The sequence below is a fragment of the Fulvivirga maritima genome (assembly GCF_021389955.1).
GTDB lineage: Bacteria > Bacteroidota > Bacteroidia > Cytophagales > Cyclobacteriaceae > Fulvivirga > Fulvivirga maritima.
In genome coordinates this window covers 3747297-3760420 of the sequence record NZ_CP089980.1, presented here as the reverse complement: position 1 = coordinate 3760420, position 13124 = coordinate 3747297, and the positions used below count along the sequence as shown (strand labels likewise).

Below are 13124 nucleotides of genomic sequence, written 5' to 3'. Positions count from 1 at the left end.
AAAATAATTAACCCTTCTTAAGAAGAAACAATGGACTGCCGAAATTTCACATTCTTGCCACAATTAAGTATATTAATACATTATCCTCTAGAATCTAAAACGTTTGAAAAATGACACATCTATACAAATTTCTTCTGGCATTATTAGTTATGATCACCGGGTTTTCTGTTGATGGTGTATCTCAAAAAATTGGCTTACTGATGGACAGTTATGTGATAGATCGATGGTATATAGACCAGCAGCTATTTGAAAAGAAGATTGAAGCACTGGGCGGAACGTGCGTGGTAGAAGTGCCATATGGAGACCCTGATCAGCAAGTGAAATTAGGTAAAAAACTCATTGATGAAGATGTTGATGTACTGGTAATAATACCTACTGATGCAAAAAAGGCTATTGAGATAGTCGGCTATGCTAAAAATGCTGGAATTCCTGTAATCTCTTATGATCGATTAATATTAAACTCTAACATAGACTATTATATTTCCTACAATAACATTAAGGTAGGCAAAATGCAGGCTCAGTATGCCTTAAAACACACCAAAGGCAAAAATTATTTATTGATTAATGGCCCTGTTTCTGATAACAATGCCGTGCAATTTAGAAAAGGGCAGCTATCAGTTTTACAACCTTATGTAGACAAAGGAGAGATTAGCATTATGGATGATATCATCTTACAAAACTGGAGTGAGCTGGAAGCTCTCATAAAAATGGATGAGCTATTCGCCACCATGTCAGAAAAACCCAATGCCATTATAGCTGCTAATGATGCCATAGCCCGCGGGGTAATGCAAGCCATGCCTGATGCCAAGACTGACAAGTTAGTGATTACAGGACAGGATGCGGAGCTTGAAGGCATAAAGGCGATTATAAGTGAGACTCAAAGCATGACTATTTATAAGCCTATTCAAGCATTAGCAGAGAAAGCCGCTGAGCTGGCCATGCATTTAGCTGAAGACAAAAGCTATAAAGCCAAAAATGTAGAAACCTACACCTACGAAAGCATTTCGGTAAATGCCATATTACTAGATCCTGTACTGGTAGATAAAAGTAATTATAAAGAAACAGTGGTGAAGGATGGTCATATTTCTCTATCTGAAGTAATGGAAAGAAAATAAAATGGCTTTCATTTTAAAGTTATTTAATAGAATAAGCTGAAGGTATCCCCTATTTTGCATAGTTTTCAATACAGAAACAAAACAATAAGTTATGCGAATAGAATGGGATGTGAAATTAGGTTTCAAAGATGTAATGATCAGACCTAAAAGATCCACTTTGAAATCCAGATCTGAAGTATCACTTTTAAGAAAATATAAATTTTTACATGGAGCTGGAGAATGGGAAGGGGTTCCTATTATAGCTGCCAACATGGACACGGTAGGCACGTTTGAAATGGCCACTGCACTAGCTGAACATGACTTGGTTACAGCCATACACAAGCACTACACCCCTGAGGAATGGAAGGCATTTTTATCTCAGCAAAATGATTCTAAAATATACGATAGAATAGCCATAAGTACGGGCACAGGAGCAGAAGATTCTCAAAAGCTAAAAAACATCATTTCGTCCTTTCCTGAGCTAAGGTTTATATGCATAGACGTGGCCAATGGCTACTCAGAGCACTTTGTAGACTTCGTAAAACAAGTACGAGATCAATTTCCTGATAAGATTATTATGGCCGGCAATGTGGTAACCGGAGAAATGGTAGAAGAGCTATTGCTTTCAGGTGCTGATATTGTAAAAGTAGGTATTGGGCCAGGCTCTGTTTGCACCACAAGAATAAAAACTGGCGTGGGTTACCCTCAGCTTTCGGCCATTATTGAGTGCGCAGATGCTGCTCACGGCTTAGGTGGTCAGGTAATTTCTGACGGAGGCTGCAAAGCTCCTGGCGATGTAGCTAAAGCCTTTGGCGCAGGTGCTGACTTTGTTATGCTCGGAGGCATGCTGGCAGGACATGAAGAAAGCGGCGGCGAGCTGATAGAGCAAAATGGAGAAAAGTACAAACTATTCTACGGCATGAGTTCTGAAACTGCCATGACCAAGCACGTAGGTGGTGTGGCGGAATACCGTGCTTCTGAAGGAAAAACAGTGCAAATGCCTTATAAAGGTGCGGTAAAAGATACGGTAACTGATATATTAGGTGGTATACGTTCTACTTGTACTTATGTAGGAGCCAAGCAACTAAAAGAGCTCACCAAAAGAACAACTTTCATAAGAGTAGAAGAGCAACACAATGATTGGTTGGAGGGTTAGAATATAACCCCCAGCCATAATATAATGATGCCTACTACCGCTAATATTACTAAAAGAGGCCATATAAATTTAAGCCAAGTATTGTAGTTAACATTTACCATAGCTAATGACGGCAACGCCAAACCCGTAGGAGTAATAAAAGTCATCAATCCACAACCAAAAAGGTATGCATTAACTATTTCTTCCTGAGGCACACCTACAACTGGCCCCAAAGCACTTAATATTGGCATGCTTACCACAGCTAATCCTGAGGTAGAGCTGATAAACAAAGTAAGCACAAAAAACACAGCCATAAGTGCAGGCATAAACACCATGGCCGGCATACCATCCACCACCTTAGTAGCATAGAAAAGGATGGTATCACTTATATGCCCATCGTTTAAAATGAATGTTACGCCGCGAGCGATCCCCACTATAAAAGATACTCCTAACAATTCTTTCGCTCCGGTAATAAATACGTCTACAAAGGCTCTTTCATTAATTCTTTGGATCAACCCAATTAATATAGAGGCCACCAAAAATAGAGCGGTCATCTCCTCAAACCACCAGCCTAAGCGAGCAACACCGTATATCATGACTGCAAAGCTTAAGGCAAACAATACAAAGAGGAATTTAGTAGAAGGCTTTAATCCCTCTACAGTGGTTTCTTCATTACCACTAACTGAGTTAGTCTCTACCGGAGCAGTTTGAACAGCCACTAAAGAAGCTGCAGGATTCCGCTTCACTTTATTAGCATACCTCCATACATAGGCCACGCAAATGGCCGTCCCGATTAAAAGCATGGCCAGCCGACTAAAGAAACCGACAGTCCAGCTAACGCCGGCTGCATCTGAAGCAATTATAGTAGAAAAAGGATTGATAACAGCGCCCATATTGCCTATGGAAGAGCCTATAAAGATAACTGCCACCGGCACTAATAAATCATAGCCCGCAGCAATGAACACAGGAATCAAAAATGGATAAAAAGCGAATGTTTCCTCTGCCATACCAAAAGTAGTACCTCCTACTGCCACCAAAGAAGTGACTACAATAATAAGAATACCTTCTCTCCCTTTCAGGCGCTGTGCTAGTAAGGCAATTCCCTTATCAAAAGCTCCGGATTGATTAAAAACACCAATAAAGCCTCCAAGCACTAATACGAAGAGCATGATATCCACCACTTCGTAAATACCTCTAATAGGAGCGAACAACACCTCTTTAAATCCTTGCGGCGTGCTTTCTACTTCTTTATAGCTATTAGGAATGGATACTGGCTTCTTAATACTACCATTTCTAAATTTCTCTATTTGAATAGGTATACCTAATGAAATAAGTACATTTTGATTAGCCGGTACAGCTTGGGTAGTGTTTTGCGAATGAATAACAAACTCATCACTTTCGCTACTGTAGGTGAGTTTATCGTAACTGCCGGAAGGCAAGAGCCAGGTAGCTCCTGCACAAAGTACTATCACTATGATGAGTACAGTATATGGCGTAGGAAATTGAAATTTTCCCTTCATCAATAAGTCTAAAAATCGTCCTGGTTAATATCAAGATCAGGTTCCAGATCCGGTTCTTCTTCCTCCTCTTTTAGAAGATCTTCTTCTGTAGCCTCACCCTTTTTCTTCTTCTTAAATAATCCTCCTAAGAAACCTTTTTTCTTCTTCTTACCATCAAGCTCAGTGGCTGATGTTTCTACATCAAACTGAGTAGAGTCAGATTTATTTTTCTTCTTACCAAAAAGTCTTTTAAAGAAGCCTTCCTTCTTTTTGCCCTCACCATTCGCTTCAGCGTCAGATTCCATCTGTAAGCGGGTATCAGGATATACGAGATAATCTTTCAGATACCATAAGTAAAGCTCTTGCTCTGTATTGAAAGTTTCCTCCTTAATTGAAATTTTGTAGGCGCTATCCAGTGGGGAAAGAGCCAGGGTATCTACAGAAATGACCGCAGTAGAGTCATATCCTTCTCTCTCTGCGAGGTAAAATTCATCATCAAATTCCAGTGAATCTTCTTCTTGCGGATATACATCTTCCATAGCCACTGTCTGCATGCTACGGATTTTCTTTTTGTAAGACATAGGTTCAATTATTAAGAACCTGTCCTTATTCGCCTCTAAAACTTTAGGCGTAGAATCCTCAGCAAAGTAACTAAAGTGCCTTCGAAGTGCTTCTTCATCATGTATAAAGGCGCTTTGGTAAGCAGGACAGATAGATCGCTGCGTACATGCCTGAATACAACAGAAGAGAAATATACCTATTATAAGGTGATAAATTTTTATCATGCAAACAATAAAGTGACCCGGTCAGTTAGCGCTATTTTAGCTCACTTCGCATATGTCTTACCCAATGTCTAAGGTAGTTTTAAAAAGTTACAACTTAAAGCAAAATGCAAAAATACTAAGTTATAACAACTATTTAAGCTATTTTGCCCAGATCTTCTTTGGCTTTTTTGGTTAATCCGTTGACTACAAGGTCATAGGAATGGTCAATTAACTCTTTAGTAAGGCTATCTGGCACGGTCCCATCCATTTCCACAGTGTTCCAATGCTTCTTACTCATGTGGAACCCTGGCTTAATGGATTCATACTCCTCTCGAAGCAAAACCGCCCTTTCAGGATCACACTTTAAGTTAATGCCTGTAAACAGATCAACATCTGTAAGTGCAAATACTTTACCCATTACTTTAAATACAAGCGTTTCTTCTCCAAAAGGAAATTCCTCAGTTACTCCCTTCTTAGAAAGGCAATATTCTCGAAACCACTCGATATTCATTAATATAAAGTATTAAAAAATATGCCTTGTGATTAATATGATTAGAGCAATTAAGAAAATGATAATGGATATTTTATTCACTCCATGCATCATCTTCAAACTAAAATTAGCAGGTCTGGATTTATCTTTACCTCTAAAAAAATAACCAAAAACCTCACCTACCTGAAAGTATTCTTTCAATGTATTTCGCTTATTGTTATTGTCTTCTGACATAGATTTCGTTTTAGCTATTAACCTTATTCCTTTTCAATCCAGTTCCCGTCTTCTCTGATAATTTCTATCAGTTCATCTACAGCATTTTCTGAAGGTACACCTCGCTTCATTACCTCCTGCCCTTTGTATAAAGTGATTTTCCCTTTTCCTGAACCGACATAACCATAATCAGCATCAGCCATTTCGCCCGGACCATTTACAATACATCCCATAATTCCGATTTTCACCCCTTTCAAATGATCGGTTCTCTTTCGAATCATAGCGGTGGTTTCTTGTAGATCAAACAGCGTTCTACCACATGAAGGGCAAGAAATGTACTCCGTCTTAGTCATTCGGGTACGAGCTGCTTGTAATATACCAAAGGCGATATTATTCAACTTCTCTATTTGCGGCAACACTTCCTCCTGGCTTAATGTCTCAATTTGCTTATCCAGACCCAACATCACCCCATCACCAAGGCCGTCTACTAACAAGCCGCCAAGGTCTGTGGCTGAATAGATCTGAAGCTGATCTTCTGATAAGTCACCATAAGTGCGTTTAAAAATGACTGGCGTTGCCAGCTCTTTATTGATGAGCTCAAAAACAGCCCTTCTTTGCTCTGCTAAGCCATGTTTATTAATCGTTTCTATTACCAGCACCACGGTGGCATCATGCTGAAGCTCATGAATGACAGTAGCATTAAGATCAGCTAACGAGAGCTGCACGAAATTCAATTCCTGATGCTTTAGATCAGTATCTAAATATTCCTTCACCTTAAATAAAGGCACCTTGTTCTGATCTTCTTTAAGTGGCTCCCAAGCTTCAAAATCAATAATTTCTTTCAGCCCATTAGGAAGCATAAAATCTATTGGCTTACTGCCAGAATAAATATAATCAGCACCCAAGTCATTCATTCTCCACTTATCCGGTTCTGGAAGATAAAAATGCCCAATACTTCTTAAATCTTTATAATCCTGCACTTCCACCTGGCTAAAGTCAGCGATCACACGTGGCACATTCTGACCACCAATATTTACTACTTCAGCGGTTTCTCTGCGGGCATACTGAAAAGGATCAATAGGATTTTCATTAATCGCCGCTATTGCATTGTGTGGCTGACGGTCTTCATACCGATCTACCATCACCTGAGCTACCGGTGCCTCTGCTTCAGGCTCTTCAGTAAGCGACACCCTAACAGTATCACCAAGGCCATCTTCTAACAACAGGCCTATGCCTACTGCACTTTTTATTCTACCATCTTCGCCTTCACCAGCTTCTGTTACTCCCAAGTGAAGCGGGTAAGGTTGCAGACCTTCTTCATTAAGCTTGTTCACCAGCAAGCGGTATGCTTCTACCATTACCTGGGTATTACTCGCCTTCATAGAAAGAACTATGTTATGAAAATTAAGATCATCACAGATTCTTAAAAACTCCAATGCAGACTCAACCATACCCAGTGGAGTATCTCCGTAGCGGCTCATAATTCTATCAGAAAGTGAGCCATGGTTAGTACCTATTCGCATGGCGGTACCATACTCTTTACAGATATTTACTAATGGAGTAAACTTCTCTCTTATCCTATCCAGCTCAGCATGATAGGAATCATCAGTATATTCTATTTGTTGAAATTTCTTCTTATCAGCATAGTTACCAGGGTTTATCCTCACCTTCTCTACTATGCGAGCGGCTAGTTCAGCGGCATTAGGTGTGAAATGAATATCAGCCACTAAAGGCACATTACAGCCTCTGGCACGTAATTCTTTCTTAATATTCTCTAGATTTTGAGCTTCTTTTATACTTGGAGCGGTAATCCTCACATATTCACACCCTGCTTCTACCATTCTCAGCACCTGCTCTACACTGCCCATGGTGTCCATAGTATCTACCGTGGTCATAGACTGAACACGGATAGGGTTATGTGCTCCTAACGGCACATCACCTATAAACACCTCTCTGGAAAGCCTGCGAGAGTAAGAAACCAGGCTGTTACAATATTTCTTAGTTTTTATAATTTCTGAATCCACCATAATGCTCAAAATTCTACACACAAAGGTAACTGTTACTATGGATTTTGCCCATTAGTTACCATTAATGAATCATTAAAAAGACCTTTCTTAATTCTGATTAAATATCTCCCAGCTGAGGTCGCATTAAAATCTCTTCTATGACCGTTCTATCAGACATTTCATAGGCGTTCCAAATAGTGTCAGCCACATCATCAGGGTCCATAAACCTGGATTCTGGCAGATCCGTTCCTTCCCAGCTGGCAGTAAGGGTAGCACCAGGCATTACCGCTGTTACACGCACACCAAATTCTTTCATTTCTTCTCTCAGCACTTTGGTCATGCCCAGCAAAGCGAATTTAGAAATACCGTAAGAGCCACCATTAACATAAGGCATGATAGAAGCAGTAGAACACATATTAAAGATATGGCCTACTTTCCGTTTTTTCATAGCTCCAATAAAACCACGAGTAAGATGATAAGCACTATACAGGTTGGTTTCTATCATACTTTCCAGCGCTCCATCTTTTTCATTATGAACCTGACCCGGAATATATAAGCCAGCATTATTAATGAGCACATCTACTTCTTTGGTATGTTCCTTAATATACTTAACGAAATATTCTACCTCAGCTCTGTCAGAAAGATCCGCTCGCATTACATACATTTCCACATCAAACTCCTTAGTTATTTCGTCTTTCAGCACATGCAGCTCCTCTAAATTTCTGGAACAAACGCCTATATTAAAGCCTTTTGAGGCAAAAAGTCTAACTAAAGATTTTCCTATTCCTTTAGTTCCTCCGGTTATTATTGCCGTTCTGCTCATATCACTTATAAATCTTTACTTATTTTTGTCAAAACATTTTTAAAGCCACGTCATTAATGATAATATTAGTATCTTTTCAGCTTTAGCGGGATAAAGGTATAAAATTTAACTCCTTGACAGCGAGAATTTATCAGATTTAATGGAAACAATAGGTAGGTATTTTATTTTTTTAGGTTCACTCTTGGTTAATAGAGAATCATTCAAGACGTACTTTAAACTCACCATGGAGGAGTGTATCTCTATAGGTATCAATTCTGTGTTTTTAGTTGCTTTGGTTGCTTTCTTCATTGGGGCTGTTACTACCATACAAACGGCCTATAATTTGGTAAGCCCACTTATCCCTAATTATGTTATAGCCTTGGTAGTACGAGACATGACCATTTTGGAACTGGCTCCTACTATTATAGGGGTAATATTTGCCGGAAAGGTGGGATCAAGTATGGCCAGTGGATTGGGTACTATGAGGATATCAGAGCAGATAGACGCTCTTGAAGTAATGGGAATTAACTCATCATCTTATTTAGTACTACCTAAGATAGTGGCCGCTGTATTGATGTACCCGATGCTGGTAATCATAGCTGGTTTATTAGCTATGGTAGGAGGTTATCTGGCAGGCGTGCTTACTAATGTGATTACTCCTACCGAATATATTCAAGGAATTCGTTATGATTTTAATGAATACACGGTAACCTTCGCACTTATTAAATCATTTGCTTTTGCTTTTTTAGTATCTTCTATCTCTTCATTTAAAGGTTATTTTACCACAGGTGGAGCTGTAGAAGTGGGGCAAGCCAGCACAGCTGCTGTAACCCAAAGTGTTATAGCTATTCTTTTGGCTGATTATCTGTTAGCCCAATTATTATTGTAATATGATCAAGATAGAGAATATAAAAAAGTCTTTCGGGATAAGGAAATACTGAAAGGGATAAGTGGAGTTTTTGAAAGGGGAAAGCCTAATTTGATCATTGGCTCCAGTGGAACAGGAAAGAGTGTTTTATTAAAATGCATAGTCGGGCTAATTGCACCTGATGAAGGTCATATCCATTATGATGAGCATGAATTAACCAATGCTAACCGCGATACCAAAACAGAAATCAGACGCCAAATAGGTATGCTATTTCAGGGCGGGGCTTTGTTTGACTCTAAAACGGTGGAGCAAAATGTGATGTTCCCTTTAGATGTACTCACCAAAATGCCTAAGGGCGAAAAGCTAGACAGAGTAAATAATGCACTGGAAAGAGTAGGCCTGGAAGGACAAAACAAAAAAATGCCTTCAGAAATAAGTGGTGGTATGCAAAAGCGAGTAGGCATAGCCAGAGCAATAGTTAACGACTCTAACTATCTCTTTTGTGACGAACCTAACTCAGGCTTAGATCCTCAGACTTCTATACTAATAGATGACCTAATACTGGAGCTTACAGAAGAGTCTAACATTACCACTGTGGTAGTAACGCACGACATGAACTCTGTAATGGGTATAGGAGAAAAAATCATGTTTCTATATAAAGGAGAAAAACTCTGGGAAGGCAACAAAAACAACATTATGGAATCTAACGTGAAAGAATTCGATGATTTTGTTTTTGCTAATAAGGTAATGCGGAAGTTGAAAAAAGGTTAACCTGCCGCAATGGTTAACCCTATTCCTAATTCTAAAATAGTGCACTAACCTGTACTCTTCCTATATGTATCACATCACTATCTTCTGATTTACGTCCGTTGTAGCTCAGGTTCAGTTGTAAGCCGGAAGCCACTTTCTGCTGCCAGTTTACTGTCCAGGTAAAGTTTTGCCCTGGCCTAAGTGCATTGAGCATATCATACCCAACAGGGCTATTTTCTTCTCCATTAAAATCAATATTTACCGTTTTAAACTGGGCACTAAACGAGCTGCTGGCTGCTTTATTGAGTTTAAGGTTGAGCCCCGCTTCATGAATAAAGGCATTTTCAATAGCTTCCGTTGCCAAGGTGTTATTCTTCTCCACATAATTCAGCTCTACTGACAGTCTAAAATTACCCTTAGGCTGCCATGCCAATTCCGGAGATACGGCATGACTCACTATCAGGTAGTTTCTGCCATCAAGAAAGTCTGAATTTACATTTTTCTCTCCTTGCTTAAGGCTAACCTTCAGGTTATACTGCCGTGAAAAATTCACTCTACCATTTACAGTATATTCATCTACATCTCTGGCCTCAAAACCACCTGTGAGCAATTGCTTTTGATTAGCTCTATAAAAACTAAAATCCCCACCATACTTAACATTGGCGCGGTTATAGAAAAAAGTAGTTCTCAATACATTTTTCTCGGTGATCACTTCATTTTCATCTATAGATTTTACAAACCCCAGCAGTCGGCTATCTATAGAACGATCTGTTGTTTTCACATCTGCGGCCCATGATGTGTTATTAGAAAACCTGCTCAAAAACTCTTTCCAGCCATGCTCCTTTTTCCAATTACGAGGCATTTGCAAGCTCACCCGATAAGTAAGTGTATTGTGAAAAGCCGTAATAAAATCATTGGTCAGCGTAAAAATTCTCACATAATTTCTCTCATCAGGATTTATGGCTTCAAAAAACTCATCCAGATCCTGCACACCATCATCATTCAGGTCACGCCAGGCATATGTTCCTTCTCCAGTTGGCACTTTTACATACACATATTCCTTTCTAGGTTCCTGACTATTGGCTATGGCATAAGTAAGGTTAGAAACAATATGCCGCTTAAAGAAATTATTCTGTAGATCCAGTCGACCGGCTACGGTCTCTTCCAACTCATCCGTCTGGTCATATTCTAGTTTTCTATAAGTAAATAACAGGCCTACCCTATGATTTTTAAAATCTCTGGCTAAAGACATTCTGCTGGTATTAGAGGTAGTGTAATCAGTGAGGTCACCTTCAATTATGTTCTTATCCTCCCTATAATCATGCTGAAGTAGGAACTCCAATTTGGCATCGGGGATATTCTTTAAATAGAAAGAATGCGAATTAAAATACATGGCCGTACTCAAAAGCGAATCTTTCTCATTAAGCCCATTCAAATTTTGATCGATACTATATTTATAGCCAGGAATAATCCACTTGGTATTATAGGATAAATCTCCATCCAGTCGCTTCCATGAGATGTTTATGGAATCTTGCTCACTATTAAGCAAGAATAAATTACTCCTTAATTGAAAATTACCGACAGACTTATCCAATGTAGCTTTCTGTTGTAGACCATCTACTTGCAAGCCACGTCTTCGGTGAGTTATAGTGTAATCCAAACCGTTATCAGAATCCTTTCTCAACCCGATGGAGGCATTAGTTATTAAGTCATCATAATCGGTGGTTTGCACGTTAGGGTCATAACCCCAGTCTCTGTCATATTCTATATACCTGAAACGATCGATAGGCACAAAATTCTGATCATCAAACTCAAACTCTACCTGGCTATTAAAGAGATATTCCTTCAGAAAACTCACCTTCCTTTTTTCACTTTTAACGCCTGTTTTTATAGCAAAGCCTGTGTTATCATCGTTATCAACCTCCGAATACAAATTTAAATCCTGATCAGAAAAAGCCATTTCCACATACACTGATTCATGCTTAGAAATAGCATAGCCTGCTCCTACATTGGCCATCTGTTTCTTATTAGGCGGTGCTATCTGTTGCACAGGCTCATACTGACCTTGTGGGATTCCATTCTGTGGCGAAACCCACATATAAACCCTGCCATTCGCAGTGCTTCTTTCATAGACATAATTACCATTTCCCAGCCCCAAATCACTAAAAATCACCTGATAGTAGGCTTCATCCGCATTTGTACTATATTGGTAAATCTGCTGCCTTACGCCATCACTATCTACGGTATCTTTTTGCTGATATAGCACTCTGTCATTACTAAAACCGATACTATCCACCCCAGAAATGACCGCCTCATCTACCCTATCCCCAACCTCACTGAGCAGCTGTTGATCTTCGGTGGTCAGGTCTACCAATAATGGCCTATTCTTATTATCCTTTTCGCTGTAATAGTTAACAAAGAAGTCCAATTTATTACTCTTCTGATAGTGGCTCGCCGTAACTATAGTTCTACCATAATTCTGATCAGAATACTCGTAATCTACACGGATTCTAGAAAACTGAGTAATGAGCACGCTGTTAGTGAAAGTGATCTCTGCACTATTATAATCGATCACATAGTCATTATTATAACCACGGGTAAGTTGCTTACCATCAAGAAAAACTTTTTCAGAATTAGCTAAAATTATAATAAAACTCTGCCCTGAAGGGCCTGGCACTCTATATGGACCCTGTACTCCCTCCAATGGCGTAATTTGTACCGAATTGAATTTCCCTTTTGCCACAGAAATCCCTAAAGAATTAGATATCTGAGTCTCCCCTAACTTATAATTAACCTCAGCCAAACCTCCCTGCACGTTTTTATAATATTTCAAAAAATAAGAAGGCCGATTTTTCAATACCACATCGCCGCCTGTTACAGAAAATTGATCATTATAAACCTGTATAAATACATTATCAAAATCCTGTAACTGCTGAGTGTTACCTTCTGGCTGAAAAGGCACATTCTGATCTGTTATGGCTGCCCTGATGTTTAAATCTTCCGTTAGCTTGCCTTCCAGATTGAGATTTAAAGTGGAATTAACAAATACATCCTGATTGCTTCCAAAAGATACGCCACGGCTTATACTTCCGCTTTTATTAATACCCTCTGAAGCAAACAGCTGCTCCCTTTGCATGAGTACATCTTCCTTAACAGGGTCCTTGAAAATGGCATTAGAGTCATAGACATCCAAACTACGGTGATAGTACCTTTTATTGAGGTTGAACGGCAATACCGAATAACAAACCTGTACAGAATCTAAGCTCTGCTCTGTAGAAACCGTAGCTTTTCCTGTACTATAATTGTAGTACACCTTCACTTTACTAGTATCAACCTCGCTAAGAATTATGGAATTAGGTGTTAAAGTAAGTGAATCTATGGTGAAAGGTTCATTAAAATTTTTCACCCACTTACACCTTTGATTTATATCCTGAGCAAAAAGCCAACTTGCTGAAAATAGGTTGATCACAATAAATGCAAACTTCAACCCCTTCATTTTACGA

10 protein-coding genes and 1 pseudogene are annotated in these 13124 nt (G+C 39.3%); 4 read left to right on the top strand and 7 right to left on the bottom strand.

Features of this window, described 5'->3' with window-relative positions:
• Positions 1-110: 110 nt before the first annotated feature.
• Both LVD15_RS15995 and LVD15_RS15990 read left to right on the top strand, forming a co-directional pair.
• Positions 111-1115, top strand: coding sequence for a substrate-binding domain-containing protein (locus LVD15_RS15995; RefSeq protein ID WP_233776219.1), 1005 nt, complete (start codon positions 111-113; stop codon positions 1113-1115).
• A gap of 91 nt (positions 1116-1206) precedes the next feature.
• Positions 1207-2250 (top strand): GMP reductase, encoded by a 1044-nt coding sequence (locus LVD15_RS15990; protein ID WP_233776218.1) that lies wholly within the window; start codon positions 1207-1209, stop codon positions 2248-2250.
• Here the strand turns inward: LVD15_RS15990 and LVD15_RS15985 are convergent.
• From LVD15_RS15985 to LVD15_RS15960, 6 genes are all read right to left on the bottom strand, one after another.
• Positions 2247-3749 carry a YfcC family protein gene (locus tag LVD15_RS15985; RefSeq protein ID WP_233776217.1) on the bottom strand — a complete coding sequence of 501 codons (1503 nt, stop codon included), beginning with the start codon at positions 3747-3749 and terminating at the stop codon, positions 2247-2249. The genes LVD15_RS15990 and LVD15_RS15985 overlap by 4 nt on opposite strands.
• A gap of 8 nt (positions 3750-3757) precedes the next feature.
• Positions 3758-4513 (bottom strand): hypothetical protein, encoded by a 756-nt coding sequence (locus LVD15_RS15980; protein WP_233776216.1) that lies wholly within the window; start codon positions 4511-4513, stop codon positions 3758-3760.
• A gap of 133 nt (positions 4514-4646) precedes the next feature.
• Positions 4647-5003 carry an MmcQ/YjbR family DNA-binding protein gene (locus LVD15_RS15975; protein WP_233776215.1) on the bottom strand — a complete coding sequence of 119 codons (357 nt, stop codon included), beginning with the start codon at positions 5001-5003 and terminating at the stop codon, positions 4647-4649.
• A gap of 12 nt (positions 5004-5015) precedes the next feature.
• Positions 5016-5216 (bottom strand): DUF6728 family protein, encoded by a 201-nt coding sequence (locus LVD15_RS15970; protein ID WP_233776214.1) that lies wholly within the window; start codon positions 5214-5216, stop codon positions 5016-5018.
• Positions 5217-5239: 23 nt separating this feature from the next.
• Positions 5240-7222, bottom strand: a complete 1983-nt coding sequence (gene ispG, locus LVD15_RS15965; RefSeq protein ID WP_233776213.1) for a (E)-4-hydroxy-3-methylbut-2-enyl-diphosphate synthase — start codon at positions 7220-7222, stop codon at positions 5240-5242.
• A gap of 97 nt (positions 7223-7319) precedes the next feature.
• The gene (locus tag LVD15_RS15960; RefSeq protein ID WP_233776212.1) at positions 7320-8024 is read right to left on the bottom strand and encodes an SDR family oxidoreductase; all 705 of its coding nucleotides are present in this window, start codon (positions 8022-8024) and stop codon (positions 7320-7322) included.
• A 139-nt stretch (positions 8025-8163) separates the two neighbouring features.
• Here LVD15_RS15960 and LVD15_RS15955 point away from each other — a divergent pair, with 139 nt between their 5' ends.
• Together LVD15_RS15955 and LVD15_RS15950 are read left to right on the top strand one after the other, a co-directional pair.
• Entirely contained in the window at positions 8164-8892 is a 729-nt protein-coding gene (locus LVD15_RS15955) for an MlaE family ABC transporter permease (protein WP_233776211.1), read from the top strand.
• A 1-nt stretch (position 8893) separates the two neighbouring features.
• A pseudogene (locus LVD15_RS15950) lies at positions 8894-9642 on the top strand (ABC transporter ATP-binding protein).
• Positions 9643-9673: 31 nt separating this feature from the next.
• On the opposite strand, the gene LVD15_RS15945 reads toward LVD15_RS15950, so the two are convergent.
• The gene (locus LVD15_RS15945; protein ID WP_233776210.1) at positions 9674-13027 is read right to left on the bottom strand and encodes a DUF8818 domain-containing protein; all 3354 of its coding nucleotides are present in this window, start codon (positions 13025-13027) and stop codon (positions 9674-9676) included.
• Positions 13028-13124: the final 97 nt, after the last annotated feature.

Excerpts from the sequence above, each read along its gene's own strand:
- LVD15_RS15995 (WP_233776219.1), top strand. The coding sequence starts at position 111 with ATGACACATCTATACAAATTTCTTCTGGCATTATTAGTTATGATCACC.
- LVD15_RS15990 (WP_233776218.1), top strand. The coding sequence starts at position 1,207 with ATGCGAATAGAATGGGATGTGAAATTAGGTTTCAAAGATGTAATGATC.
- LVD15_RS15985 (WP_233776217.1), bottom strand. The coding sequence starts at position 3,749 with ATGAAGGGAAAATTTCAATTTCCTACGCCATATACTGTACTCATCATA.
- LVD15_RS15980 (WP_233776216.1), bottom strand. The coding sequence starts at position 4,513 with ATGATAAAAATTTATCACCTTATAATAGGTATATTTCTCTTCTGTTGT.
- LVD15_RS15975 (WP_233776215.1), bottom strand. The coding sequence starts at position 5,003 with ATGAATATCGAGTGGTTTCGAGAATATTGCCTTTCTAAGAAGGGAGTA.
- LVD15_RS15970 (WP_233776214.1), bottom strand. The coding sequence starts at position 5,216 with ATGTCAGAAGACAATAACAATAAGCGAAATACATTGAAAGAATACTTT.
- ispG (WP_233776213.1), bottom strand. The coding sequence starts at position 7,222 with ATGGTGGATTCAGAAATTATAAAAACTAAGAAATATTGTAACAGCCTG.
- LVD15_RS15960 (WP_233776212.1), bottom strand. The coding sequence starts at position 8,024 with ATGAGCAGAACGGCAATAATAACCGGAGGAACTAAAGGAATAGGAAAA.
- LVD15_RS15955 (WP_233776211.1), top strand. The coding sequence starts at position 8,164 with ATGGAAACAATAGGTAGGTATTTTATTTTTTTAGGTTCACTCTTGGTT.